General features: G+C 68.2%; 20 protein-coding genes and 1 pseudogene. 10 read left to right on the plus strand and 11 right to left on the minus strand.

Annotated features, from left to right (window positions below; all coding sequences use genetic code 11):
- Positions 1-277 precede the first annotated feature (277 nt).
- Together BMZ47_RS04245 and BMZ47_RS04250 are read left to right on the plus strand one after the other, a co-directional pair.
- Positions 278-1,336 carry an SDR family oxidoreductase gene (locus tag BMZ47_RS04245; RefSeq protein ID WP_029358212.1) on the plus strand — a complete coding sequence of 353 codons (1,059 nt, stop codon included), beginning with the start codon at positions 278-280 and terminating at the stop codon, positions 1,334-1,336.
- A gap of 34 nt (positions 1,337-1,370) precedes the next feature.
- Positions 1,371-1,550 carry an SDR family NAD(P)-dependent oxidoreductase gene (locus BMZ47_RS04250; RefSeq protein ID WP_081437796.1) on the plus strand — a complete coding sequence of 60 codons (180 nt, stop codon included), beginning with the start codon at positions 1,371-1,373 and terminating at the stop codon, positions 1,548-1,550.
- Here the strand turns inward: BMZ47_RS04250 and BMZ47_RS04255 are convergent.
- Positions 1,540-2,562 (minus strand): zinc-binding alcohol dehydrogenase family protein, encoded by a 1,023-nt coding sequence (locus tag BMZ47_RS04255; protein WP_091858902.1) that lies wholly within the window; start codon positions 2,560-2,562, stop codon positions 1,540-1,542. The genes BMZ47_RS04250 and BMZ47_RS04255 overlap by 11 nt on opposite strands.
- A gap of 422 nt (positions 2,563-2,984) precedes the next feature.
- Positions 2,985-4,064: a molybdopterin-dependent oxidoreductase gene (locus BMZ47_RS04260; RefSeq protein WP_029358208.1), complete on the minus strand. Its 1,080-nt coding sequence runs from the start codon at positions 4,062-4,064 to the stop codon at positions 2,985-2,987.
- A 97-nt stretch (positions 4,065-4,161) separates the two neighbouring features.
- On the opposite strand from BMZ47_RS04260, the gene BMZ47_RS04265 reads away from it, so the two are divergent.
- From BMZ47_RS04265 to BMZ47_RS04285, 5 genes are all read left to right on the plus strand, one after another.
- Positions 4,162-4,485 carry a hypothetical protein gene (locus tag BMZ47_RS04265; protein ID WP_012322173.1) on the plus strand — a complete coding sequence of 108 codons (324 nt, stop codon included), beginning with the start codon at positions 4,162-4,164 and terminating at the stop codon, positions 4,483-4,485.
- A gap of 249 nt (positions 4,486-4,734) precedes the next feature.
- Entirely contained in the window at positions 4,735-5,031 is a 297-nt protein-coding gene (locus tag BMZ47_RS04270; protein WP_029358206.1) for a hypothetical protein, read from the plus strand.
- Positions 5,028-5,876: a DUF3658 domain-containing protein gene (locus tag BMZ47_RS04275; RefSeq protein WP_029358204.1), complete on the plus strand. Its 849-nt coding sequence runs from the start codon at positions 5,028-5,030 to the stop codon at positions 5,874-5,876. The genes BMZ47_RS04270 and BMZ47_RS04275 overlap by 4 nt, the downstream gene beginning before the upstream one ends.
- A gap of 134 nt (positions 5,877-6,010) precedes the next feature.
- Entirely contained in the window at positions 6,011-7,285 is a 1,275-nt protein-coding gene (locus tag BMZ47_RS04280) for a flavin monoamine oxidase family protein (protein ID WP_029358203.1), read from the plus strand.
- A 224-nt stretch (positions 7,286-7,509) separates the two neighbouring features.
- A complete protein-coding gene (locus BMZ47_RS04285; protein WP_029358202.1) occupies positions 7,510-7,911 on the plus strand; it encodes a hypothetical protein in 402 nt (133 codons plus the stop codon).
- 145 nt (positions 7,912-8,056) lie between these two features.
- On the opposite strand, the gene BMZ47_RS04290 is transcribed toward BMZ47_RS04285, so the two are convergent.
- The 3 genes and pseudogenes from BMZ47_RS04290 to BMZ47_RS04300 all read right to left on the minus strand — a co-directional run bounded on the left by BMZ47_RS04290 (position 8,057) and on the right by BMZ47_RS04300 (position 9,640).
- Positions 8,057-8,368, minus strand: coding sequence for a hypothetical protein (locus BMZ47_RS04290; protein ID WP_029358200.1), 312 nt, complete (start codon positions 8,366-8,368; stop codon positions 8,057-8,059).
- 278 nt (positions 8,369-8,646) lie between these two features.
- Positions 8,647-8,892, minus strand: a pseudogene (locus BMZ47_RS04295) (hypothetical protein).
- A 352-nt stretch (positions 8,893-9,244) separates the two neighbouring features.
- Positions 9,245-9,640, minus strand: a complete 396-nt coding sequence (locus BMZ47_RS04300) for a DUF4149 domain-containing protein (RefSeq protein WP_012322167.1) — start codon at positions 9,638-9,640, stop codon at positions 9,245-9,247.
- Between the two features lie 379 nt (positions 9,641-10,019).
- Here BMZ47_RS04300 and BMZ47_RS04305 point away from each other — a divergent pair, with 379 nt between their 5' ends.
- A complete protein-coding gene (locus tag BMZ47_RS04305) occupies positions 10,020-10,844 on the plus strand; it encodes a cobalamin-binding protein (RefSeq protein WP_012322166.1) in 825 nt (274 codons plus the stop codon).
- Positions 10,845-11,203: 359 nt separating this feature from the next.
- Here BMZ47_RS04305 and BMZ47_RS04310 read toward each other — a convergent pair whose 3' ends face one another.
- The 5 genes from BMZ47_RS04310 to BMZ47_RS04330 form a co-directional block, all read right to left on the minus strand.
- Complete coding sequence (locus tag BMZ47_RS04310) at positions 11,204-11,587, minus strand: response regulator (RefSeq protein WP_091858905.1); 384 nt, start codon at positions 11,585-11,587, stop codon at positions 11,204-11,206.
- The gene (locus BMZ47_RS04315; protein ID WP_091858908.1) at positions 11,584-14,370 is read right to left on the minus strand and encodes a PAS domain S-box protein; all 2,787 of its coding nucleotides are present in this window, start codon (positions 14,368-14,370) and stop codon (positions 11,584-11,586) included. Before BMZ47_RS04315 ends, BMZ47_RS04310 begins: the two co-directional genes overlap by 4 nt.
- A 107-nt stretch (positions 14,371-14,477) precedes the next feature.
- Complete coding sequence (locus BMZ47_RS04320; protein ID WP_091858911.1) at positions 14,478-16,391, minus strand: HWE histidine kinase domain-containing protein; 1,914 nt, start codon at positions 16,389-16,391, stop codon at positions 14,478-14,480.
- A gap of 131 nt (positions 16,392-16,522) precedes the next feature.
- Positions 16,523-18,928 carry a hybrid sensor histidine kinase/response regulator gene (locus BMZ47_RS04325; protein WP_029358192.1) on the minus strand — a complete coding sequence of 802 codons (2,406 nt, stop codon included), beginning with the start codon at positions 18,926-18,928 and terminating at the stop codon, positions 16,523-16,525.
- 356 nt (positions 18,929-19,284) lie between these two features.
- Positions 19,285-21,513, minus strand: coding sequence for a CHASE3 domain-containing protein (locus tag BMZ47_RS04330; RefSeq protein WP_029358191.1), 2,229 nt, complete (start codon positions 21,511-21,513; stop codon positions 19,285-19,287).
- A gap of 263 nt (positions 21,514-21,776) precedes the next feature.
- On the opposite strand from BMZ47_RS04330, the gene BMZ47_RS04335 reads away from it, so the two are divergent.
- Positions 21,777-22,022: a hypothetical protein gene (locus BMZ47_RS04335; RefSeq protein WP_029358190.1), complete on the plus strand. Its 246-nt coding sequence runs from the start codon at positions 21,777-21,779 to the stop codon at positions 22,020-22,022.
- A 255-nt stretch (positions 22,023-22,277) separates the two neighbouring features.
- On the opposite strand, the gene BMZ47_RS04340 is transcribed toward BMZ47_RS04335, so the two are convergent.
- Positions 22,278-23,717, minus strand: coding sequence for an IS1182 family transposase (locus BMZ47_RS04340; RefSeq protein ID WP_091858914.1), 1,440 nt, complete (start codon positions 23,715-23,717; stop codon positions 22,278-22,280).
- Positions 23,718-23,907: 190 nt separating this feature from the next.
- Between BMZ47_RS04340 and BMZ47_RS04345 the strand changes: the two genes are divergently transcribed.
- A complete protein-coding gene (locus BMZ47_RS04345; RefSeq protein WP_029358186.1) occupies positions 23,908-24,930 on the plus strand; it encodes an IS110 family RNA-guided transposase in 1,023 nt (340 codons plus the stop codon).
- Positions 24,931-25,231 lie beyond the last annotated feature (301 nt).

Raw genomic sequence — 25,231 nt, forward strand, 5'->3', positions numbered from 1 at the left:
ACGGTCGTGCCCGGCGATACGCGACGGGCCGAGCTGCAGGCCATGCTGGAATAGCGCTCATACGGGCCTTCGGCGTGTAGAAGGTCATCGCTCGCGACCTCTCCGAGGTCGAGGATCGTTGCAGGCGTGCGATGGGCGAGGCGCGGACCGGATCATCGAGCGTGCGAACCTAGGCCGAGGACGGCAGCTTTCCTTTGGGTAAGACTGGTTCAGGAAGCGGTCGCCTCCCACGCGTCCCGCCAACCCCCAGCTTACGGGAAACGGGAGCGAGCCAACCATGCAAAGAAAAGTCCTCGTCGCCGGCGCCCAGGGCGTCATCGGCCGCGCCGCAGCCGCTCGCCTCGCTGCTCGACCCGATACCCAAGTGCTGGGGCTGTCGCGACGGACCGAGCCGTCCATCCCGAACGTCGAGGCGGTCTCGGTCGACCTGCTCGACCCCGGACAGGTCCGGGACCGCCTCGGCGGCATCCGCGACGTCACCCACATCGTGTTCGGCGCCTACATCGAAAAGCAGACCGCCGCCGAGAAGAGCACGGTCAACGTCGCAATCCTGCGCAACCTGCTCGACGTCGTCGAGGAGACCTCACCGGGCCTGCGCCACGTCACGTTCTACCAGGGCGGCAAGGCCTACGGCGCCGATCTCGGCCCGTTCAAGACGCCCGCCCGCGAAGACGACCCGCGCCTGATGCCGCCGAACTTCTACTACGACCAGGAGGATCTCCTGCGTGAGCGCCAGAAGGGTAAGGATTGGTCGTTCACGGCCCTTCGGCCAGAGGCGGTCTGCGGCTTCGCGGTCGGCAACCCGATGAACCTGCTGACGGTGATCGCCGTCTATGCGGCCATCTCGAAGGAACTCGGCATCCCGCTTCGCTTCCCGGGGACCGAGGCCGCCTACCGGGCGCTCTACCAGGTCAGCTCCGCCGACATCCTGGCCGAGGCCGCCGACTGGGCCGGTACGACGCCGGCTGCGCGAAACGAGATCTTCAACATCACCAACGGCGACTACTTTCGCTGGCAGCACATGTGGCCGCGGATCGCGCGCATGTTCAACATGGACTGGGCCGATCCGATCCCGATGCCGCTCGCGACCTACATGGCCGACAAGGGGCCGCACTGGGATAGAATGGCCGAACGCCACGGGCTACAGCTGATCCCCTATGACAAGGTGGCTTCGTGGCCCTTCGGCGATTTCATCTTCGCCAGCGGCTTCGACAACATCAGCAGCACAATCAAGGCCCGCCAGGCTGGATTCCATGCCTGCATCGACACCGAAGACATGTTCCGTAACCAGTTCCGACACCTGAGCGACCTGAAGGTCATCCCGCCCGTCGCCTGAAATCCGGCATCGCCCGTTGGGAGGGAAGCCGAACATGTCTCGCTTCGAGAAGAGGCGCGTCATCACTGGTGCCGGAAGCGGCATCGGCGCCGCCACCGCGAAACGGTTTGCGTCGGAGGGCGCTTCCATTGTCCTGAACGGCCGGGACCGGGGCAAGCTCGACCGGCGTCCCAGCTCCGAGCCGGGACGCTTCGCGTGCCGGCTTAGTCGCTGAACCCAGCGAGGACGACCTTGCCCCTCGCCTTCCCGCTCTCGATGAGCGCGTGGGCGCGTGCCAGGTTGGCGGCGTTGATCGGACCGAAGGTCTCGCTCAACGTCGTGCGCAGCCGTCCCGCATCGATGAGGCGGGCGATCTCGGTCAGGATCGCGTGCTGCCGTTCCATGTCGGCGGTCTGAAACAGCGAGCGGGTGAACATCAGCTCCCAGTGCAGCGACAGGCTCTTGGGCTTGAGCGGCATCACGTCCAGGGTCTCGGGATCGTCGATCGGGCCGAGGCGACCCTGTGGCGCGAGGAGCTCGATGATCTGCGGGAGATGCGCACCGGTCTGCGTCGTCGCGAACACGAACCCGGGCGCCCCAGGAAGACCGAGCGCCGCCACCTCGGTGGCGAGGGGCTTCGCATGGTCGATCACGTGGTGGGCGCCGAGGTCCCGGCACCATTGCGCCGTCTCGGGGCGCGAGGCCGTAGCGATCACGATGAGATCCGTGAGCTGCCGGGCGAGCTGGATCGCGATCGAGCCGACGCCGCCGGCGCCGCCGACGATCAGGATCGCGGGGGCGGCACCCGGAACGGGCGTGGCGACGTCGAGCCGGTCGAACAACATCTCCCAAGCGGTCAGCGCGGTAAGCGGTAGCGCCGCGGCGGCGGCGAAATCGAGGCTGGCTGGCTTGGCACCGACGAGGCGCTCGTCCACGCACTGGAACGCGGCGTTGCTACCTGGCCGGTCGAGCGCACCGGCATAGAACACCGCGTCGCCGGGCTTGAACAGGCGCGCCTCCGGTCCGACCGAGACCACGGTTCCGGCCGCATCCCAGCCGAGAACCTTCGGCTCGCAACCCTGCTTGTAGGCGCCTTGGCGCACCTTGGTGTCGATTGGGTTCACGGAAATGGCCTGCACGCGTACGAGCAGGTCGCGCCCAACCGGCACGGGATCGGGAAAGGTGGTGTCGAGGAGGGCGTCCGGCGCATCGATCCGGGCGCCTTCGGTGTAGGTAACGCCACGCATGGGTGTCTCCCAGGATGTCGCGACGGACGGCGCCGCGCCGCCGTCCCAGACCGTCTCATAGCGTGCTGCTTCCTTCGGCGCAGCGGCGTGACGCGCACATCACGCCCGTGCTGGTGAGACAGTGGTGGAATATCGACCCGAACGAATTTCGAGATCGGCAATTCAGCGACCGCAAATCGAGACGTCGATATGCACCCTCTCCTCATCTGCAGCAGAGCTGAGCTGACATGAAGACAGGGCCTCCTGGACGCCCCCCGCGCGTCTGCGCCGAAGCCGTTGGGAGCGCAGGCCGTGCATCGCGCGCAAGCACTCCGAGCGGCCGATGAATTGCCGCTTAGCGGTTGCTCTGAAAGCGGTTTGGAAAACCGGGTTAGGTCGGAAGCAGACCCTCACGGCGGGTACTAAGCGTCAGATTTTGACCATTAGGCGATGTTCACCCGCACCCGATGCCAGCAGGCGCATAGATAGCCCTTATGGTTCCAGGTCTCGTCCGGCAGTGCCGGCTGCGTCTGGCCCGCTTCGTCCCAGGCGCGCACGGCGAGCTCATGCTCGCCCGGAGGCAGGTCGAGGCTCGTGCTCCAGAACGTCCAGGCGAAAGGAGCCGCCACGTCGCGTTCGAGCTCGGCCTGCACCCAGGACCGGCCGCCGTTCCCCGAGACGTCGACGCGTACGACGGTTCGGTCGCCGCTTACCGCGTAGCCTCGGATCCTGTTGCTCCCCGGCTTGAGAATGGCCCCGCGTGCCGGCTCGCAGATCGCCGCGTTCAATGGCATCGTATCGATGGTGTGCCCATTGGCGGGGTCGGCGGTCTCGGCGGTCACGTCCGCCGGATACAGCTTGTAATCGCCGGCCTGGATCGGGTTGTCCGAGGGGTGGTCCTGGACAGTCAGTCTCCGGAGCCACTTCGGGCTGCGCACGCCGGCGAAGCCCGGCACCACCGCGCGGACCGGGAAGCCGTGCTCCGGGAGCAAGGCTTCGCCGTTCATGGCGTAGGCCAGCACGGTCTCGGGCGCCATGGCCTTGGCGAGTGGGATGGAGGCGCCGTAGGGGTTTCCGTCCACCGTGTCGTGGCTCTCGAAGGCGACATGGAGGCCCACGCGCTCGGCGACCCCCGCCTCGCGCAGGACGTCGCCGAGACGAACCCCGGTCCATTCGGCGGTGCCGATGGCTCCTGCATCCCACGGGTCGCCCGAGACCGGGGCGACCGCCCGCATGTCGGCGCGGCGATTGCCAGCGCACTGCATCGTGGCCGTCACCATGGCTACCGGAAAGCGGGTCCGCAGATCGGATAGCGACACCTCAAGCGCGGGGCCGGTTCCGCCATCGACGGTGAGGCGCCAGGTCGCCTCGTCGAGGTCCGGTAGGTCGCCGTGCGTGCGGACGTAGAAGTCCTCCGCCGGTGTCCGGTAGGAGGCCCGCAATCGGTCGAGGGGCGGTTCGGCGTTGTAGGGCTGGTCGCCGTGTACGATCAGACGTGCCTTGCGCTCGGTCAGGCTCGACATTGGCGCTCCTGCGCGGGTTGGGTTACGGCAGTGAACGCGCTGGGGCCCGTAAGGGTCATTCAGCGGCACAGAGAACCGCCCTGGACGCGATCCTTGCATGTGCGGGATCGTCAATAAGGCGGACTTGCAGGAATACTGCGAGCGCGACCCCGGCGGGGAAACCAAGCAGTTCGGCGGCAAGCTGACGACGGCCCAGTGCGTCGCGGACTATCTGCGCAGCGAGGGGCGGGCCACCATGGCCGCGCAGGCGAACTGCAAGGCAGGTACGGTGAGCTACCGGTACGGCGACCGCCAAGCCACGATGGCCCGCTTCCCGCTTGGCCCGGACGGCGACACCTTTTGTGCATCGGGTAACCCGCCGATGATCGAGCAGTTCAAGATGCTGTGCCCCGCCGCAGCCAAAAGGCTGAAGGTGGAATAGGGCGCGACCATCCGGGGAAGCGCGAAAGGCGCCCGGGCAAGACAAGACCTCCATCGACGATCTCGGCCGCGCCGGCCCCCTCTTGGCGACCTGCAACTCGGCTGCGGAGGACGACGGTTACAATTCGAAAAGCCCGCGTGCCCTGCGGTCACATCCGGGATCGATGTCGGACCGATGATCGCAAATGAGCCCACCGGTTCGGGCCGGCCGCGCCTAGTGCCGGGCGAGGCATCGAGCGGGGAGGTTCGGATGAAGGCATTGCGAGTGACAGGGGCATGGCTCGCGGTAGCCGTCGCTTCCATCGTCCCGCCTTTCGCACAAGCCCAGGCCGGCCAGGGGACCGTGGCGTGCCGCGACGAGATCGGGTCCGCTGCCGCCAAGCGTCTCGTCGCGCAGTGTTTCGATGCCTCGCCGGCCACGCACCCGCCGTGCAACGTCGTGAACCCGTGCGCGATGATCCGCGAGGAGATCGCGCGCAGTTGCAAGCTGTTCGAGGCGTCGAGTCCGCTCCCAGCGGACCTGTGCGCCGCGGGCCGCACGCCGTGACCGGCGCGTCGAAGGTCGTCCATGTGACCTGGGGCGCGGCCAGGGCGGACTCCGTCAGGCAGGCCTTACGGCTGCAGGGCCGCGCGGAACGGGTGATCGCGCTGACCCACGTCCTCGACGTCGGGCCCATCGAACCGTTCGACCCCGAGGCGCGCCGGATTTGGTTCGCCGAGAACACGCGGCCGGACGACGACCCGGAAGGGGAGCCCACCGATCCGGAGGCACCTTGGGCGGAGGCGACGAACCCCGGCGTCCATCCGGTCTACTGGGCCTGCCTGACCGACGCGGCGGAGCACGCTTGCTTCCTTCGGTTCGTTTCCCGCATGGCCGGGCGCCCCTTCGACATCGTCGAGGTGATAGGCTCGGACTTCCCCCGATTAAGTGCCGCCTCAACGGTATGGTCGTTGGGTCAATTGCGTCCCGAGGAGATGGTCGCGGCCGATCTCGTGAGCGGGAGAAGGCCCTTCACCGAAGCCGAGAACGAAGCGGTCACGGCCCGCTGGGCGAAACTGCGGCGGGAAAACGCGCCGCTGCGTATCGTTCGGGACGGGACCTTGGTCTCGGCGCCCCTGACCCATTTCGACGACGTCCTGACTGGGTTCGCCACCGGGGAATGGGAGTTGCTGATCAAACTGGTCGCCCGCGTGATCGGTCATCTCGACGACGGCTCAGACCAGCCGGGACAGGGATGCAGCTACGAGCTCCTATTCGCGCGCATCCTCGCGCTGGGGCAATCCGGAGCGCTGGAGGTTACCGGTTCGGGACCGGGTATGCGGGACTTCAAGGTTCGGAGGTTTGCGGACGGTCACGGGATGGTGCCCGCGCCCGGAGGTCCGATGACCTAGGATGGCCCCCGTCGGTCGTGCCCGGCACTCCCCGTCGATGATTGGCGGCCTCGGTGGGAGGCTTTGGGCCTGAAGCCAGGCCGCGGGGCCGCGGTGACCTTGGAAGCCGTGTCGGCCGACCTCACCTTGGACGGATGACCAGCGAATTCGACGTGATCGTCGTGGGGGGAGGCGCCGCCGGCATCGGTGCCGCGCGCAGGCTCGCGGACAGCAGCGCCTCGTGCCTGCTTTTGGAAGCCTCCCAGCGGCTAGGAGGGCGTGCCTATACCCAGGACCTCGGAGGCTATCCTCTCGACCTCGGCTGCGAGTGGCTCCATTCAGGCGACCGCAACGCATGGGTCGGCATCGCCGAGGCATCCGGCTTCCCGGTCAACCGGGGCGATCCGCCCTGGACGAAGGCGCACCCTTCCCTGGATGTCGACAAGGACGACCAGGAGGCGGCGTGGAGGGCCTATGGCGATTGGGAGGAGCGACTCCGTACGGTCGCCTCGGGCAGCGACCGTGCCAGCGATGCCCTGGAACAGGGCGGTGCCTGGAACGGCTACGTGCGGGCCATCGCGGGCTTCATGAGCGGCGCCGCGCCCGAGGACATCTCCGCGACCGACTACCTGGCCTACGACGACGCATCGACCGGTAAGAACTGGCACTTGCCGCTCGGCTACGGCACCTTGGTCGCCGCCAGCTTGCCGTCCTCGGCGACGGTCCGGCTGGCCACGCCGGCCGAACGCATCGACCTGACCGGGGACGGCGTCGAGGTGACCACCCGCGCGGGTACCATCCGCGCCAAGGCCGCCGTTCTCACTGTCTCGACCGCGGTCCTGGCCGGCGACGCGATCCGCCTTCCCCGCGGCATCGACCCTTGGCGAGAAGCGGCCGCGGCCCTTCCCCTCGGACGCAACGAGAAGATTTTTCTAGAGATCGAGCGCGAGAACGCGTTCGGGCCGGACTCGCATGCCTACGGCAACTTGGAGGACCCGAGGTCGGCGGCCTATTCCATACGACCCAATGGCTGGCCGGTGATCGAGGCCTTCCTCGGTGGCGAGGGCGCGCGCATCCTGGATGAGGAGGGCCCGGCCGACGGCTTCGCCTTCGTGACGGCGCAGTTGGCCGCCCTGTTCGGCAGCGACGTGGCGTCGGCGATCCGGCCGCTCGCGGCGACCTCGTGGAGCCGGATCGCGTCCATAGGCGGCGCGTATAGCTGCGCGCTTCCTAGTCGCTCGCAGGCGCGTTCGCGCTTGGCGCAGCCTTTCGAGAACCGGCTGTTCTTCGCTGGCGAGGCGACACATCCCTTCGACTTCACGACCGCCCACGGTGCCCACGACAGCGGGCAACGCGCCGCCGACGAGGCCTTGGCTGCTCTTCGGGACAGCCATGTCCTGGATAGGCGGGATCCCCCGTTCGCAGCCTGACCGGCCAGATGGTGACCTCGTTTCTCCGGGACGGCGCAGTCGCCGCCGAAGAGGGGTGATGCTCCCGCCCAGGCATCATGGTTGCTTGCTGGAGATTTTGGTCGCCGATGTTGCGGCCATCTCCCGTCGGACGGGCACCCCACCGTGCCATGGCGCACATAGCCTTGGAACGGCGCACGCCCCGAGCTGTTGAGGTGTCATTCCCATGCGACATGAGGTTTCGAATGCGTAAGATCGCACTCGCTTCCACGGCTCTGCTCGGCCTCGGGCTCTTGGCATCGGCACCCGCAGAGGCCCGCGGCTGGGGCTACGGCGGTGGCTACGGTTACGGCCATGGCGGATACGGTTATGGCGGCGGATATCGCGGCGTGGGCTTCCGCGGCGGCTACGGACGCGGTTACGGCTATCGCGGTTATGGCTATCGCCGCGGCATCGGCCCCGGTGCAGCCATCGGCCTCGGGATCGCCGGCCTCGCCGCAGGTGCCATCGTCGCGAACTCATACGGTGGCTACGGTAACGGCTATGGCCGCCCGGTCGGATATTACGGCGGCTACGGCTATGCTCCGGCTTATGGATACGCTCCGGCTTATGGCTACGGATACCCGGCTTACGGCTACGGATACTGAAACATCACTTCTAATGGCGGGTCGCAGGCTTCGCCATAACGTCTAACGACAGAGGCGCCCGACGGACTGTCGGGCGCCTCTTTGCGTATGGGAGCATCCCGCGAGTGTCGACCAGAGCCCGATGCGTTCATCAGGTGCGCCGCCTTCAGGTCGACGAGACCATTTCCCCTGGTGTCGGTTCGGCCCCGGCGGCACCGGGTTCTGGCACGGACGGGGACGCCGGCACGGTGGCGCTGGAGGCGGCGACGAGTGAGTCAATTACGCCGAGCAGCGGGAGCCGCTCCGGGCAGTCCGCCCCGAAGGAGAGGAAAGTCGAGAGTTCGACGCGGGACGGCCTCCCGCCCGAGGGACCGTTCGGCTCATGGAGGACGATCACGTCCGACGGGTTCTTGCCGACGCACAGGAACCCGTTGTCGCCGTTCGATGCGGCGTAGATCAGTTTGCGTGCGATGGTCATAACCTCGACGGCCTCCTCGTTCACAAGGTCAACTAGGGCTGAGGATCAGACATGTCCGACAAGAAGGACCGTACCGACGAGGCACCCAAACCGACCGAGGACCTTGGGCTGCCGACGCCGCCGAGCCCGGGACGCGTCCCGCCTCCCTACTTGCCGCCCCCTCCAAAGGACGACGCCCCGCCCGCGGAACCGCCGACAGACGGCTGGCCGTGAGGTCGGCGTGCGCTTGAGGGGTGTGGCCTTCCCCACGTGATCCCGCTTCCCTCGGAACGGCCGTCTCAGGCCATCAGGCAATGGGTGTTGTCGGCGACCAGTTCCCTGTAGCGGGCGATGATATCGCCCTGGCTTCCCCACGCCATCAGTGTGGTGGCGGCCTCCATCGCGGCGACCACCTTCTCGCCGACCATCGAGACCATCTCGGCCTAGCCTTCGGCGCCGCCCCAGGCGATCCGCATCAGCCGCAACTCGATCACCTTCCGCGCCTCCACTGCAAGCAGGAAGGCGGCATAGAGGGAGTTCAGCATGGGGGCTCCGGTCTGACGATACTCGTGGGCAACGCTTGGCCGTTGTCCCTGTCCCTGCGGACGATGACGCAGGACGCCTACCATTCGAGGGCAGCAACACCCGAGCCCGGCGACGTGGCGGTGTCCTCGGAGATACCCGACCGCTTTGTCGGGACGCGGCCGGCAAGCCGCCAAGCCCCAACCCCTACGTCTTCCTTGACCTGCCCTTGTCGCGCATCTTCGGGGGTCAGACCGTACGGGCTTGGTAGATGCGCTGCTCCCGACCAGAAATGCGAACGCGTAAAATGCCTGCGGGACGCTGGGCCCTGCCGATCCCGCGACGCGCCTCCCGACAGCGCATCGGCTTTCACGCCTATGCGGAAAGCCTGAGGATCACCACGGACGATCCGACGATGTGGGCCAGGGTGACCAGGACCGACCCGGTATGAAGCACGCCGAAGCGCCTGCGATTGCCTACGTCGCTCGCCGTGTTGATGGCCGGCATGAGAACCTGCCGCGCCAGGAGGGCCGTGAAGGCGATGAGCCCTAGGATGAGGGCGGAAGTCCCATCGAGATTGGCCGTCAGCGCCGCGCCGGCGAGGGCGCACCCTATGACGAAGGCGTAGAAGTGCGGGAAGGCGCGCCGCAGGAGCGGGCCTGCGGCTTCGGCAGGCAGGGCGCTGAAGAGGAACGAGGCGAAGCCGAACGAGTACAGGAGCATTCCCCCGAACAGGAGGGCTGTCAGGAGGACGGCCGCTTGGGAGAGCATCGTTCCAGACCTCTTATTCAAGGATCGCCCTTGCGGACGGGATTGGTTTCGCTCGGCTCGACCAGGTCGCGTGTCGGTGGTGGCGCACGAGGGCGTTTCGGGGACGACCCTATGCGTCATCGGTCGTTGGCGACACTCGTTGGCCCCGCGTCATTCGCGCCCCGGCCCGCCTGGGAGCGCCCCGCCGACAGCAGGCGCCCTGGAACGTTGCGTCGCGCGACTCCGAGGGAAACGCGTAACGGGTCACGCCATGCGCTACGCGTTATGGCTTGGCGTTGAGAACCAGCGGCTGGATAGTTGGCCAGCGTCGTATTCGTACGTCTGCCATGCCTGGGCCTCCCGCGGACATCGGGCGGTCGCTTGCGCTATAGGGTATTGTATGCGTCGCTTCCCGCCTGAACGGATCGTCTGCCTGACCGAGGAGACGGTCGAGACCCTGTACCTGCTGGGAGAGCAGGACCGGATCGTCGGCGTGTCCGGCTACGCCGTCCGCCCGCCCCAGGTCCGTCGCGAGAAGCCCCGAGTGTCGGCCTTCACTAGCGCCGACATCCCCAAGATCCTGGCACTCGCGCCGGACTTGGTCCTGGCCTTCTCGGACATGCAGGCTGGCATCGTCGCCGACCTCGCCCGGGTCGGGGTCGCGGTCCACCTCTTCAATCAGCGGGACGTGGCCGGCATTCTCGCCATGATCCGGACGGTGGGCGCCCTCGTGGACGCAAGGGACCGCGCGGAGGCGCTGGCCCGCGGCTACGAGAAACGGCTGTCGACGGTCGCCGAACGGGCACAGGGGCGCCCACGGCCCCGGGTGTATTTCGAGGAGTGGGACGAGCCGCTGATCTCAGGCATCGGGTGGGTATCCGAGCTCGTGCGCATCGCGGGCGGTGATGACGTCTTCCCCGAACTCGCCCGGCAGCCGGCCGCCAAGGACCGCATCGTCACGCCGGAGGCGGTGTTGGCCGCCCGGCCGGAAGTCATCCTGGCATCGTGGTGCGGGAAGAAGGTGGTGGCATCCCGCATCGCGTCGCGGCCCGGCTGGTCGTCCATGCCGGCGGTCGCGGAGGGACGGATCGTCGAGATAAAATCGCCGCTCATCCTCCAGCCTGGGCCAGCTGCACTCACCGATGGGCTCGACGCCATTCTGCGTGCCTTTGCCGCCCCGATAAATCGTCCGGCTGCGCCGATCTCAGTTCACAGTCATGCGTAAGGAATGGGCCATGACATGCTGATGTCATGGCCACCGCGTTCAGGGCCACTCGCCTTCCACGCGGATTTCGCCATCCAAGCGAACATTGGAATCCGCAGGATGGATGGTCCCATACGAGGCACACTGAGACGAGGCCCTGGGCCGCAACAAAGGTCTGCTTCCTCGTTTCTAATGCTGGAAGCCGTCATTCCGCTTCCGGCCAAGTCCCGCCTCGCGGGAATGCGTTTTTGAATGACCGGGTTGGGTGGTTTTGAGCCGTTCCGCTTTCGAGCGTTAGATCAAGGGAAGCGGACTTCTCTGTTCCACTCGTTTCCGACCCCTTGCGCCATCACCTCCATGGCGCGGTCGCAGCGTTTGGCTCAAGCGGCGAAGCTACGGATTGCCGAGATCACCTTGCCCTCGCGGAAGGGCTTGTCGCAGAACACGCCCCGCGCCGGGATTGCGTCGAGGTCCGGCGCCAGGGCGCCCGTCAGGACCAGCTCGATGGGAGGCCACCGGTCCCGGATCATCGCCACCAGCTTCAGCCCGGTGGTCGAGCCGCGCACGTCGAGATCGGCGAACACCACCCGGATATCCGTGCGCTCCTCCAGAGTGCGGACCGCCGCCTGGGCGGTGCGCACCACGACCGCGTCGCACCCCGCCTCCTCGACGAAGTCCCGCATGATCCCTGCCAGGATCGGCTCGTCCTGGAGCACGAGCACGACCGGCCGCACCCCGTCGCCGTCCGCCTCGGTCGTCGTCATGAGCGCTGCACCTCGACCATCGGTGCACGCATCACCGCGATCACCCCGTCCCTGTCGTATGTAACGTCGGCCTCGCCCGTTCCGACGAGGCCCGTGCGGATTAGGCGCGACCCGAAGCCCCGTCGGGTCGGCGCCGTCACGGGTGGGCCGCCGTGCTCGCGCCACCGCAGCACCAATCCCGGCTCCCCCGTCGTGCCGTCGACCCACCACCGCAACTCGACCTGGCCTTCCTCGCCGGACAGGCTGCCGTACTTGGCCGCGTTGGTCGCCAGCTCGTGAAGAAGCAGCGACGCCGACAGAGCGGCACTGGGGCCGAGCGCCACGTCAGGGCCATCGAGCGTGAAGCGGCGGGCCTCGGCCGCGTTGCCGAGCACCTCCCGGCACACGGTCCGAAGGTCCGCCGCCGTCCAGTCCTTGCGCAGCAACAGGTCGTGGGCCGACGCCAGAGCCTGGATGCGCTTCTGGAACGCCTCCACCGGCTCGCGCTCCGGGACGGACCGCAGCGTCTGGTGCGCGATGCTCACGACCATCGCCATCGTGTTCTTGAGGCGGTGGGAGAGTTCGTGGTTCAGCAGGTCCTGCCGCTCCTCGGCACGCCGCCGCTCGACGGCCTGGCGGGTCAGCTCGGCGATCTGGCGGACGAACGCGACCTCCGGTTCGCCCCAGGCCCGGGGGCGGTCATCGTTCACGTAAAGCACCGCCATCGTCCTGCCCTTCTCGACGATGGGTACGTTGACGAGCGTGCGGGCGGAGACGGCCTCCAGGGCCGTGGCTGAGGCGGCGGTGCGCGGGTCCTCGCGCACGTCCGGGATGACGACCGTTCGTCCTTGCCGGAGGTCCTCGGCGTAGAGGCCGTAATCGTCCATGCGGTAGCGGCCGGCCAGCGTCGGGAATCCGGCAGCGGTCCAGTCCTCCTCCACGACGAAGCTCTCGCCATCCGAGCCGACGGTGCCGTAGCCCACCCGGCCAACGCCGAGCACGCGACCGAGTATGGCGGCGGCCGCCATCGCCAACGCGTCGGTGCCGATGTCGGCCCGCAGCCTTTCCCCGAGCTCCAGGAGGCCGCTACGCCGGGCATCGGCCTCCACCCGCTCCGTCACCTCCAGGAAGATCACGCCGAAGCGCTCGCTCCCGAGCGGGAAGGCCCGGCCCTCGTACCACCGCGCCAGGGTGCCGACCTGTCGGATGAACGTCACCGGCTCTCCGGTCTCGACCACGTCGGCGAACTCGTTGACCCAAGCATCCTCGATACCCGGAAACACCTCGCGGATCGTGCGTCCGACGACGCTGTCCGTCGCGATGCCGACGAGCCGGCCCCAGGCGGAGTTGACGTCGACGTAGCGCCAATCCGTGATGCGCCCGGTCGGATCGCGCACGACCTCGCCGACGATGAACCCCTCGCTCAAGCGCTCGAACAGTTCGCGCCAGTGGGCCTCGCTCGCCGCGAGGCGCTCCTCGAACGACTTCTGCTCGCTGATGTCGCGCGAGACGGACAGGATCCGCTCCGGCCGCCCGTCAGGGCCGAAGATCGGCGTCACCTGGACGTCCCACCATTTGGCGTTGCCGAGGAAGGTGTCCGCGCCCCCCTGGAAGTGGCCGATCCCCCCGTCCCGTGCCGCGGCCAAGGCCGCCAGGGCATCGGCGTTCCCCTGGCCCTGCCAGAAGCTCGGCCATGGGCAACCCTTGATCTGATTGAAGTCGCTGACCTCCATCACCTGCATGCCGCCCTCGCTCATGAAGGTCAGGCCGCCGTCGAGGTCGAGCACCTTTATGCAGTCGGCGGACGACGCCAGGACGCTGCGCATGAACTCGGCGTCGGCCTGTTCCTTGGTGGCAAGGTTGCGCTCCTGCGTGCGGTCGCTGAACGCCTTGACGAAACCCCGGTGTGTCCCGTCGAGCCCCCGCAGCGAGGTCATGTCGCCGACCGCGTAGAACCGGCCGCCGTCCTTGCGCAGATGCCAGCGCATGTCCTCGGCATGGCCGTCGCGGAGGACGCCGTCCATCTCCTTACGCATCTGACCGGTCGTTCGATCCTCGGGCGTGAAGATCCGCTCGATGGGCTGCCCGCGCATCTCCTCGGCCGACCAGCCCAGGATGCGCGTGGCACCGACGTTCCAGTCGGTCACCGTGCCAGCGGTGTCGGTGACGATGATCGCCATCTCGCTGGCGCTGTCGAAGATGGCGCGTTGGCGTGCCTCGCTCTCGGCTAGGCGCTCGCGGTTCCGGTGCGCCTCGGTGACGTCGATCTGGCTGCCGAAGCGATAGCGCAGCCGTCCCTCGCCATCGAAGACGGGGCCGACGAACAAGGCGTTGACGAAGGGCGTGCCGTCGCGACGGTGGTTGGTGATCTCGACGGTGAGGTCGCGGTTTTCCCGGAGGGCGGTGCGGATGGCGTCGACGCGGTCGGGCTCGGTGTCCGGTCCCTGGAGAAAGCGGCAGTTTCGGCCGACGACCTCCTCGATGCCGTAGCCCGTGAGGTCGAGGAAAGCCCGGTTGGTGAAGACGATGGGGTCGTCGTCCTGGTTGGGATCGGTCAGGATCATCGGCAGGCCGGTCTTGTCGACCGCGGAGAACAACACCTCGGTGTCGGTCGATGCCGGGCGTGGGTGCGGGTCGGTTGGGCTCGGGCCGTGATCCGGTCGGTCGGCCAACTTCGCCCTCAGGCGGCGGACCTCTGCCTCAAGCTCCTCGCGCGAGAGGCATCGCAAATCGTCAATCATCGAGAAGTTCGCCTGCCCCGCGGCAATCGGCATCGTCCATGAACGAGGCTGATAGCGAAGCATCGACGCCTCGTCACTGCGGCGTTCCGGTCAACGCCTTGGAGGAGTTCGTCATTCAAGATTGTCCGGCGAAAGCGCAGGAGGGGATCCACCACCCTGTCGGCCTATCGTCAGGCTCGCGACTGCAGGCTCTCCATCGGCACGCTCACCACGCAATTGACGCCCTCGACCCGGTAGTCGATGGCGACCCGCCCGCCGCCCATCCCGCGCTCGATCAGGCGCGATCCGAAGCCCTTGCGGTCCGGCGGTGCGACCGGGGGCCCGTCCCGCTCCCGCCAGTCCAGCCGGAACTCGCCATCCTCCCCGTCCCCGGTCACGCTCCAGTCGAGGTCGACACGGCCGGCCGCAGTGGAGAGGGCCCCGTACTTGGTCGCGTTGGTCGCGAGCTCGTGCAGCACCAGCCCGAGCATCAGCGCCGCGCTCGGCCCGATGAACAGGTTCGGCCCGGAGACGTGGAACCGACCGGCCTTGTCCTCGTGCAGCGCCAGCGTTCCCCGCACGAGGTCGAGGACGTTGGCGGTCTCGGAATGCCCGAGCAGCAGGACGTCGTGAGCCTTGCCGAGCACGACCAGGCGGGCCGCCAGCGCTTCCTGCGCCGCCGGCAAGCTCGCTGCGTTGCGCAGGGTCTGCGTCGCGATGGACTGCACCATGGCCAGGGTGTTCTTGAGCCGGTGGCTGAGCTCGCGGTTGAGGATGTCCTGCGACGCTTCGGCGGCCTTGCGGTCGTCGATGTCGCTGACCGCGCAAACCGCCCCGACCGTCGAGCCCCGCTCGTCCTCGACGGCCTCGCCGGTGATCATGATCCAGCGCCGCGCGCCGCCCGGCTTCTGGTAGAGGACCTCCAGGGCCGCACGCTTGCACTCGCCCCCGGTGATGCGCGCAAGGGGATACTCGTGCCCCTCGACCCGCCGACCGTCCTCGTGGAAGGCCACGAACGCGCCGTAGGCGTCGCTCGACGGGGCGTAGAGCGTGTCGTGGCCGAGGATCTCCGCCAGGCGCTGGTTGCCCATCAGGATGCGGCCCGAGGGCGCCTCGGCGAGCAGGATGCCGACCGGCACGGTCTCCATGATCGACTTCAGCCGCGCCTCGCCCGCGGCGCGGGCCGCGTCGGCCAGCTTGCGGGCGGTGATGTCGACGGCGACGCCGGGATAGCGCAGCGGCCTGCCGTCGTCGCCGAGGAAGCACCGTCCCCGGGCGTGCACCCAGGTCAGCGTGCCGTCACCGCGGAGCAGGCGGTACTCCTCGCTGAACTCGCCCCCGGTATCGAGGGCGTTCCGGATGCGCTCGCCGACCCAGCCCCGGTCGTCCGGGTGGATGCCGTCGACGAAGGCGGCGAGCGGTGCGCCCCGGACGGCGTCCTTCGGATCGACGCCGTACATGCGGGCGAACTGCTCCCCGGCGTAGAGCCGGTCGGCCGGGATGTCCCAGTCCCACCACCCGAGGCTGCCGGACGCCGCGAAGGCGAAGGCCAGCCGCTCCTGCGACGTCCGCAGCGCGTCGCGGGTCGTCCGCATCTCCGCGTTGAGCCGCCGTTCGCGCATCACGGTCATCACCTGCCGGGCCAGCCGTCGCAGGGCGTCCGCCTGCCTCTCGGTCAGGCCCCCGGGCCGGGGCTCGTGGTCGATGACGCACAGGCTGCCGAGCACCTGCCCGTCCGCCTCCGGCAGCGGTGCCCCGGCATAGAAGCGGATGAACGGCTCCCCGGTCACCAGCGGGTTGTCCCGGGTCCGCGGATCGACGGTCAGGTCCGGGATGGTCAGAAGGTCCGGAGCGGCCAGGGTGTATGCGCAGACCGAGGCGTCGAGGGCCGTCTGGCAGAGCGGGAAACCAGCCTGCGCCTTGAACCATTGCCGGTCTTCCGCGACGAAGCTGACGAGCGCGACGGGCGTGTCGCAAACCAATGCGGCCAGATGCGCGATGTCGTCGAATTCCGCCTCCGGCGGGGTATCCAGGATGCCGGTCGCCGCCAGCGCTTCGAGGCGGACCGGATCGCGCACCAGGGACGGTAGGGTAGGCTCTGGCATGTTCTCGGGCGAGTGTCGGAATCGTAGATTAGACGAGTTGCGCGCAACCGTCTTGTGGTCTGAGTTTCAATCCCGGTCCAATCATGGATGAATTCGGGGTCGGGCTTCGGAGAGTACGAACGGTCGTGTCGTCAGGGACGTTTCGACCTCGCCTCCTGGATGGCGCGACGGAGGATGCGCGACAGGTCCGCCACCGAGTACGGCTTGCGCAAAAGGTCGAAGCCGTGGGTACCCTCGGCCGCCAGCACGTCGCTGTAGCCTGAGGTCAGGACGACCGGAATGTCCGGTCGTCTCCGTCGGATCTCGCCCGCGAGCTCGACGCCGTTCATGCCCGGCATCATCACGTCCGAGAACACCACCTCGAACCGGAACGGGATGCGCTCGATCTCGGCCAGGGCCTTTTCCGCGTCGGTCGCCCAGACCGTCGAGAAGCCCAGTTCGCCCAGCGCTTGCTGGGCGAAGGCCCCGACATCGAGGTTGTCCTCGACGACAAGGACGCAGGTGCCATGGCCTTCCGCCAACGCGTCCGGCTCCGCGTCGGGCACCGAGGCGGCGGCTGGGGCGACACGGGGAAGGTAAAGGGTGAAGGTCGTTCCGGCGCCCTCCCGACTCTCGACCGTGATCTCGCCGCCGGATTGCTTGGCGAACCCGAACACCTGGGACAGGCCGAGCCCGGTGCCCTGGCCGACGACCTTCGTGGTGAAGAACGGCTCGAAGATGCGCTCCAGGTTCTCCGGGGCGATGCCCGATCCCGTGTCGGTGATCGAGACGGCGATATAGTCCCCGCGTTGGGGCGGGTGCGCCCGGACCGCGGGGATGCGGCCGACGCGACGGAGGCCGATGCGCAGGCGGCCCTCGCCGTCCATCGCGTCCCGCGCGTTCACGACCAGGTTCACCAGCGCGGTGTCGAACTGACTGGGGTCGGCGTTGACGTAGAGATCCTGCGTCTCCCGGTCGGGCAGGTCGAGCTCGACGTGGATGCGCGAGCCGGTGAGCGTGCCCACCATGTCGGAGACCGCCGCCACGGCGCGGTTGACCGCGAAGGTCTCCGGACGGAGCGCCTGCCGGCGGGCGAACGCGAGGAGTTGCCCGGTGAGCTTGGCCGCCCTGTCGACCGTCTCGGAGATGGCACCGACGTAGCGGACCCGGCGCTCCTCGGCGAGGTTGGGCCGCTTGAGCAGGTCCGTCGACGACTTGATGACCGTCAGCAGGTTGTTGAAGTCGTGGGCCACGCCCCCGGTCAACTGGCCGACCGCCTCCAGCTTCTGGGACTGGCGAAGCTGTTCCTCCAGCGCGCGGCGCTCGGTGATGTCGCGGCCGGCGGCATAGTAGTGGTCGCCCCTCGGGATGGCGTTCCAGGAGAGCCAGCGATGGCCGCCGTCCTTGGTCAGGACGCGCAAATCGATGTCGTCCAGGGGATGTCCGACGCGGATCCTCTCGAATGCGGCGGCGGCCTGCTCGTAGTCGTCCGGGTGCACGAACGCGTCGAAACGGGTGCCCACGACCTCGGCGACGTCCCACCCCAGCGTCTCGGTCCAGGCCGCGTTCGCCTTGCGGAAGACTCCGTCGAACCCGCAGATCACGAAGAGGTCGCGGCTCGCCCGCCAGACCATGTCGCGCTCGTCGGCCCGTTCCTGGGCGGTGGCCTCCAGATGGTTTTCGAGGCGTCGCCGGTCGGTGATGTCGTTAAACAGGATGGCGACGCGGTGCTGCTCGGGCTCGCCCACCCGCAGGGCGTGCACGTCGAACCAGCGGCCCATCGCGACGGCGCCGCTCTCGAACCGCACCGGTCGTCCCGTACGTGCGACCTCGCCGCAGGTTTCGAACCAGTGGCGTTCATGGGCCGGCGCAAGCTCGGTCATCCAGCGCCCGACGGCGTCGTGCAGGCCCGTCTGCGCCGCGAAGGCCGGGTTCACCTCGACGAAGCGGTAGTCGACCGCCCGGTCCTCGGCGTCGAAGCGCATCTCGACGACGCAGAAGCCGCTGTCGACGGCATCGAACAGGGCCCGGTAGCGGGCCTCACTCTCGGCGAGCACGCCCTCGGTGGTGCGGAACCGGGTGACGTCCAGCTGGCTGGCGAAGAAGTAGCGGAGCCGTCCCTCCGGATCGAAGACGGGGCTGACGTAGAGCTCGTTGCGGAAGGGCGTGCCGTCGCGGTGGTAGTTCAGGATCTCGACGACGACGTCCCGCCGGGCCGCGATGGCGTCCCGGACCTTGGCGATGTCGGCAGGGTCTGTGCCGGGCCCCTGCAGGAAACGGCAGTTCCTCCCGATCAGCTCGTCGGCGTCGTACCCGCACAGGTTCTGGAAGGCCCGATTGGCGAAGACGATGGGGTTGTCGGGTAGGTTGGGGTCGGTGATGATCTGCGGCATGCGGGTCTTCTCCGCCGCCGTGAACAGCAGGTCGGTGGAGGCCGCGGAGGTCCGCTGGCCCTGGCCCGGCCGGCGCAGGCCGTCGCCGAGTTGGGCCTCAAGCCGGGCCACGCGGTCTTCGAGCTCGCGCTCGCGCCGGCGCAGCCTCTCGTTCTCTTCGTCCATGGCCCCCTCTGGCGGGCGTGAGTAGCTTCGCGACCGGCGCGGGACAACCACGCGGCGGACAACGCGTCGACACGGCGCAGGTCCGCCCGGGGGCATGGAAATTTCGGCCCGCGCGACGGAGTCATCTACGCACGGGACATCGGGGATCGCCGCGCGTTGTCGTCCGCTTCCGCTCCCGGGAGCCGAATGCGGGGGACATCATGCAATCCGATACACCCAGGCCAGAGGACGACCCGTTGCCGCCCATCGGCGACCCGCCGCCGGACCCGGCACCGCCGGAAGGCGATCCGCCGGGCGAGCCTCCGGCCCCCCAGCCTCCCGGGCCGATCAACGGGCGCTAGGGGAACCCGTCGGCGTCAGGGACCCGCGTCCCTCACCGGGCGCAGGTGCACGACGTTCCCGGCCTCCGGTGGCGCCGCGACACCCTTCAGGACCTCGGCGACCTTACGGGCGAGCTGCTCGCGCTTGAACGGCTTGCCCACGAGGTGCACGCCGTCGTCGAGCCGACCGTGGTGTACGATGCTGTTCTCCGTGTAGCCGGACATGAACAGCACCCGCACCTCAGGGCGCAGCGCCTGCACCCGTTCCGCGAGTTCGCGCCCGCGGACCTTTCCCGGCAGGACCACGTCCGTGAGCAGCAGGTCGACCGAGGCGAGGTTGGTCCCGAACACCCGGAGCGCATCCTCGCCGTCGACGGCTTCCAGCACCCGGTAGCCGAGGTCGGAGAGGATCGCGCAGGCGATCTCGCGCACCCCCGCCTCGTCTTCGACGACCAGCACCGTGGCCGAGCCGCGCGGCAACTCGACGGGCGTGCCCGTGACCGGCGCGGCGGCCACGGCACCGACCGCCCGGGGCAGGTAGATCTTCACGGTCGTGCCCTCGCCTGGCTCCGAGTAGATCTTCACGTGTCCGCCCGACTGCTTGACGAAGCCGAACACCATGGCGAGGCCGAGCCCGGTGCCCTTGCCGTCGGGCTTGGTCGTGAAGAACGGCTCGAACACGCGCCTGACGATGTCCGGGGTCATGCCGTGGCCGGTGTCCGAGACCGCCACCATGGCGTAGTCGCCCGGCGTGATCTCGGCGTTGTTCCGGGCGTAGGCCTCGTCGAGGACCTTGTTGCCGAGCTCGATGGTCAGCCGGCCGCCGCCCGGCATCGCGTCGCGGGCGTTCAGCGCGAGGTTGAGGACGGCGCTCTCCAACTGGGCCGGGTCGGCCATGGCAGGCCACAGGCCGGCGGTCTCGACGTAGCGGACCTCGATGTGCTCGCCGAGCGTGCGCCGCAGGAGCGGGATCAGGTCCGGCATCGTCGCGGCGAGGTCGACGGGCGCCGGGGCGAGCGGTTGCTTGCGCGCGAAGGCGAGGAGTTGGCCGGTCAGGGTCGCTCCTCGCTGGGCCGCCCACGCCGCGCGCTCGATCCGCTGCTGCAGCCTGGCGTCGCCGTCGAGCTTGGCCCGGACGAACTCCAGGTTCCCGAGGATGACCTGCAACAGGTTGTTGAAATCGTGCGCGATGCCGCCGGTCAGTTGCCCGACCGCCTGCATCTTCTGGGCCTCGCGCAGCACGGCCTCGGCCTGGGCGCGCTTGGTCATGTCCGAGATGGTCAGGACGAAGCCGCCGTCCGGCATCGGCGTCCGGCGGATCTCCAGGTGGTGCCCGTCCGCGCGCTCGCGCTCGTACGTGACCGCCTCACGTGGATTCCGGCTGCCGTGGCGGACCTGGTCCTCGCTCTCCAGCGCGGGGCGACCGGGCTCGCCGGTGTGCTCGGCGAAGGCGCCGTAAGCGATGCCGGGGCGGAGCATGGCCTTCGGCAGGTCGAGCAGCACCTGGAAGCACTCGTTCCAGTTCGCGAGCCTGCGGTCGGGCCCGAACACCGCGACGCCCTGGCTGAGGCTGTCGATGGTGGTGCGCAGGCGCATGGCCAGCGCCCGCTGCTCGGCCTCGGTCGCGTAGGAGCGCGACCACGCCTGGTTCAGGAGGCGGGCTGCCCAGAGCATGGTGAGGACCGCCAGCGCCGATCCGGCGATGACCATCCAGCGCACCCAGGCCGCCCGACCGTCGTTCTGCGCGAGGCGTTCGTCGAGCAAACGCTGCTCCTCGGCCAGCATGCCGTCGAGCATGGCCTCGGCTTCGCGCATGTGGTTACGGCCGGCATCGCCGTTGACGATGCGCAGGGCGTTCTCAAGCCCGCCGTCGCGGCGCGCCTGCACGGTCTGGGCGAGCTCCTCCAGCTTGTGCTGGATGGCCGGTGCCAGGGCGCGGATGCGCTCCTGCTGCGCGGGGTTGTCGGCGGTCAGCTTCTGCAACTCGCCCTGGAGCAGGCCGAGCCGGTCGCGGGCGGCGTCGTAGGGCGCGAGGTACTCGTCGCGGCCGGTGAGGACGTAGCCGCGCTGGCCACGCTCGGCGTCGCGCAGGGCGATGGCGAGGTCCTTGGTGGTGCTGAGGACCCGGTAGCTGTGCTGCGACCACTCCCGGGCCTCGCGCGAGGCGTTGAGGCGCTCCCAGGTCACCGCGCCGACCAGGGCGACGATGGCCATGAGGACACCGAGCACGAGAAGGTTGGCGCGCCTGACGAGGTACTGGGTCATGGTGTCCGTGATTGCGCCGGCCGCCCGCGGCCAGCCTTCGTACGCAAGCGCCGTGCGACCTTGGCCTTGAGCTCGAGACGCGGGCATCGCCTGCCTGCGGGTCCGTGACCACCGCCTAGGTCGCGATTGCGGGAATTTGCGGGCGGGCCGACGGGGGGAGCGCACTTCAATGTGATGGAGACGGCCCCGGCCTGCGTCATCATCCGCAATAACCGCGGGGCCGTCCCCGCGTTGTCAGGTACGACCGACCGACCGGAGCCGTTATGCTGAACCCCTTCTATGCCGCGTTCCTCCTCGCCGTGGAGGCGCAGAAGGTCATTGAGTTGCGGCTGGTGCGGATCGCCTGGGGCGGCGCCGAGGGCCAGGCCGAGATGGTCTCGATGGTCGGCGAGAAGGTCGTGGCCGCGATGGAGGCCGCCAACACCCTGATGGCGGGCGGCAGCCAGGGCGACGTCATCGCGCGCTACCGGGAGCTCGTCGCTGACAACACCCACCGCCTGATGACCTGAGCCGACTTCGGAGACGACGGGGCGTAGGCTGTCATAAGCCGGCATTGCGGGCGTACCTGCCCTGATTGCGCGACTTGACGAAGCAATTTTCGAGACGCGCACACGTATCTTCCGTCCTTCCGAGGCCTTGTCCGCTTACGGGAGGCGCTCAGCCGCTCATGAACGACTGCGTTGGGTCGAGGCCGTGTCAAAACGCATTGATCGTGGTCGCCAGCGCTGGTCGGCAGGATGATGACGGCGGCGCGGTCGACCGCTTCAGGCTCGAATGGCCTGGATGAGCCAGGTTGCGCCGAACAGGCGGATCATCCGCTTCATGTTGTAGGCGAGGATCGCGAGGCTCATCTCGGTTCGCACGCCTTTCAGGCCCTTCGTCAGGAAGGGCGTGCTGCCCATCCAGGCTTTCAGCGTTCCGAAGACATGCTCGACCGTGGCGCGCCGTACCGCCATGGCGTCGGGCATGGCGTCGAGCCGCCTCTGCATGGCTTCCAGCACCGCCTCGTGCTTCCAGCGCTTGAAGCGCTTGAACTTCTCGGTCGTGCAGCGCGCCCGCATCGCGCAGGCATGACAGGCGTCCAGGTTGCGATAATGATCGATGTCACCGTGTCGATCGGAGCGGGCGTTAGATTTCGTCAGCACAGCGCCGGCGGGACAGACGTAGTGATCGGCTGCCGCGTCGTAGACGAAGTCGGCGCGCACGAAGAGCCCCTTCTTGGCTCGACCCGACGTGTCGGCCCGCGGCATGGCCGGCAGGATGCCCGTGCCTTCGCAGGCCAGAACCTCGTCGCTACTATAGTAGCCGCGATCGGCCAGGATCGTGACCTCCTCCGCGCCGATGGCCTGCTTGGCCCGACCGCCCATTGGCAGGAGCTGGGTTCGGTCATGGCCCTCGTTGACGACCTCATGGGCGACGACGAGATGATGCTCGGGATCGACCGCAATCTGGACGTTGTAGCCGACGATGCCGGTGCCGCGCCCGCTCGTCGCCATGGAGCGCGCGTCCGGGTCGGTCAGCGAGACCTGTCCGTCGTCTGCGGCCTCTACCTGCTCCTGCATCTCGCGCAGGAAGGCCATCTGGCGGCGTAGGGCGGCGATCTTCTCGCCGATCCGCTGCGTCCGTGCCTCGGGCACGTCGTTACCCTCCCGATCCGCCCGGTCAAGCGCCACGAGGTAGCGGGCGATGCTGGCATCCACCTGTTCCAGGCGCTTGGCGACCTTGGCCACGGTGTAGTTGCGGTCCCGGTTGTTGACCGCCTTGAACTTCGATCCGTCCACGGCGACGGTCGCCCCGGCGAAGAGCTGCAGATCCCGGCATAGCACCACGAACTGCCGGCAGGCCGCCTGGATCGCAGGCCCGTTGTCGCGCCTGAAGTTGGCGATCGTCTTGTGATCGGGAGCCAAGCGGCCGGTCAGCCACATCACCTCGATGTTGCGCTGGGCCTCCCGCTCGAGCCGCCGGCTCGACGGCACCCGGTTGAGATAGCCGTAGAGGTAGAGCTTCAGAAGCGTGGCCGGATCATACGCAGGCCGCCCCGTCGCTGCGGGCTCGAAGCGCGTGAAGCCGAGGGCGCCCAGATCGAGTTCGTCGATGAAGACCTCGACCACGCGAACCGGATTGTCCGCGGTGACATAGTCGTCCAGCGAACTGGGCAGCAACCAGGACTGCCGACGGTCCTGCCCTTCGACGAACCGACCCATGCTGGCCTCCGCAGATCAGGCCAAAAGTCTATCTCAGACCGGCCTTTTGACACATGGGGTAATCGCGGGAGCGTTCCCCTCAGAGCCGGATTGAGCCGGCTTTAAATGGAAGAGGTGGTTGTTCCCCGGCAGGATGAAGTTGCGGGCTCACGACTGGACGCCGGGCCCATACATCGAGCGGAGAACAACCATGGGCGAGTATATCGGCCTCGACGTGTCCTTGAAAGACACCGCGATCTGTGTGCGGCGGGACGGCAAGCGGGTTTGGCGGGGTAAGTGTGCCTCCGATCCCGCTGTCATTGCTGGGGTTCTGCGCAAACACGCGCCTGATGCCCAACGGATCGTGTTCGAGACGGGGCCCTTGTCGATCTGGTTCTTCCATGCCCTCACGGCCGAGGGTCTCCCGGCGATCTGTATCGACGCTCGCCACGCCAAGGCCGCCCTCGACATGGCGGCCAACAAGACCGACGCCAACGACGCCGAGGGACTGGCTCATCTGGCCGAGGTCGGTTTCTTCCGCGAGGTGCGCGTGAAGGGGTACGACAGCATGCTCGTGCGGACACTCGTCGCCGGACGTAACAAGCTCGTGCGGATGGCGACCGAACTCTCCAATCAGATCCGCGGCCTGATGAAGACGTTCGGCTTGATCGTGCCGGGCGCGAAGGGCGGATCGTTCGAGGCGGAGGTTCGACGGCTCCTCTCGGACGAGGACGGTCTGGCTCGCGTCATCCTTCCGCTGCTGGAGGCCTGGGGTGCGGTTCGCCGGCGGGCGGCCGAACTCGGACGCCAGCTCCTCGCGGGCGCTCGGCGTAGCCAAGCCTGTCAGCGTCTCATGGCGATCCCAGGGATCGGGGCGATCACGGCGACCGCCTTCGTGACCGCGATCGAAGATCCTGCGAACTTCAGGTCGTCGCGCTCCGTCGCCGCCTGGTTCGGGCTGACCACGCGACGCTATCAGTCGGGCGAGGTCGACTATGACGGCCACATCTCCAGACGAGGAGACGCGCACATGCGGGGGCTCCTCTACGAGGCCGCGACCGTTTTGCTGACGCGAAGCCGGGTGGACAGCGACCTGCGTGCATGGGGGCTGAAGCTGCGCGAGCGGCTGGGCTTCAAGCGCGCCGCCGTGGCCGTCGCACGCAAGCTGGCTGTCATCATGCATGCCATGTTGCGGTCCGGCCAACCCTACCTGGCGAAGGCTGCCATGGCCTGATCTCAGAACACCCGAGCTTGCCGCGCGTCAAAGCGCGTCGAGGCGTCCCTGCCGGAACGGGGGCGAACCATTCCGCCGAGGCTGTTGCACCCTGAGATCCTCACCGGCCCATCGAGTGCGCTTCACACATCGGAAGGTTCATCCTGCGAAGCCCCATCATGCGGCGGCTCATGCCGACCGCGAAGACGACCGTGCTCCCGGCAAACGACAGCCCGACGACCCGAAAAGGACTTGCTTTATGCCAAGCGATTAGACGACAGCCTCGGTCGATAGCAGGCCGTCCGCTTTTCCAGCCAGCCTT

It is taken from the genome of Methylobacterium brachiatum, assembly GCF_900113845.1.
Taxonomy (GTDB): Bacteria; Pseudomonadota; Alphaproteobacteria; order Rhizobiales; family Beijerinckiaceae; genus Methylobacterium; species Methylobacterium brachiatum.

Bases quoted from the DNA above. Each gene is read 5' to 3' on its own strand.
- BMZ47_RS04245 (WP_029358212.1), top strand. From the start codon at position 278: ATGCAAAGAAAAGTCCTCGTCGCCGGCGCCCAGGGCGTCATCGGCCGC.
- BMZ47_RS04300 (WP_012322167.1), bottom strand. From the start codon at position 9,640: ATGCTCTCCCAAGCGGCCGTCCTCCTGACAGCCCTCCTGTTCGGGGGA.
- BMZ47_RS04335 (WP_029358190.1), top strand. From the start codon at position 21,777: ATGCTGAACCCCTTCTATGCCGCGTTCCTCCTCGCCGTGGAGGCGCAG.
- BMZ47_RS04260 (WP_029358208.1), bottom strand. From the start codon at position 4,064: ATGTCGAGCCTGACCGAGCGCAAGGCACGTCTGATCGTACACGGCGAC.
- BMZ47_RS04330 (WP_029358191.1), bottom strand. From the start codon at position 21,513: ATGACCCAGTACCTCGTCAGGCGCGCCAACCTTCTCGTGCTCGGTGTC.
- BMZ47_RS04265 (WP_012322173.1), top strand. From the start codon at position 4,162: ATGTGCGGGATCGTCAATAAGGCGGACTTGCAGGAATACTGCGAGCGC.
- BMZ47_RS04325 (WP_029358192.1), bottom strand. From the start codon at position 18,928: ATGGACGAAGAGAACGAGAGGCTGCGCCGGCGCGAGCGCGAGCTCGAA.
- BMZ47_RS04320 (WP_091858911.1), bottom strand. From the start codon at position 16,391: ATGCCAGAGCCTACCCTACCGTCCCTGGTGCGCGATCCGGTCCGCCTC.
- BMZ47_RS04290 (WP_029358200.1), bottom strand. From the start codon at position 8,368: ATGACCATCGCACGCAAACTGATCTACGCCGCATCGAACGGCGACAAC.
- BMZ47_RS04285 (WP_029358202.1), top strand. From the start codon at position 7,510: ATGCGTAAGATCGCACTCGCTTCCACGGCTCTGCTCGGCCTCGGGCTC.
- BMZ47_RS04345 (WP_029358186.1), top strand. From the start codon at position 23,908: ATGGGCGAGTATATCGGCCTCGACGTGTCCTTGAAAGACACCGCGATC.
- BMZ47_RS04270 (WP_029358206.1), top strand. From the start codon at position 4,735: ATGAAGGCATTGCGAGTGACAGGGGCATGGCTCGCGGTAGCCGTCGCT.
- BMZ47_RS04255 (WP_091858902.1), bottom strand. From the start codon at position 2,562: ATGCGTGGCGTTACCTACACCGAAGGCGCCCGGATCGATGCGCCGGAC.
- BMZ47_RS04310 (WP_091858905.1), bottom strand. From the start codon at position 11,587: ATGACGACGACCGAGGCGGACGGCGACGGGGTGCGGCCGGTCGTGCTC.
- BMZ47_RS04250 (WP_081437796.1), top strand. From the start codon at position 1,371: ATGTCTCGCTTCGAGAAGAGGCGCGTCATCACTGGTGCCGGAAGCGGC.
- BMZ47_RS04315 (WP_091858908.1), bottom strand. From the start codon at position 14,370: ATGCTTCGCTATCAGCCTCGTTCATGGACGATGCCGATTGCCGCGGGG.
- BMZ47_RS04280 (WP_029358203.1), top strand. From the start codon at position 6,011: ATGACCAGCGAATTCGACGTGATCGTCGTGGGGGGAGGCGCCGCCGGC.
- BMZ47_RS04305 (WP_012322166.1), top strand. From the start codon at position 10,020: ATGCGTCGCTTCCCGCCTGAACGGATCGTCTGCCTGACCGAGGAGACG.
- BMZ47_RS04340 (WP_091858914.1), bottom strand. From the start codon at position 23,717: ATGGGTCGGTTCGTCGAAGGGCAGGACCGTCGGCAGTCCTGGTTGCTG.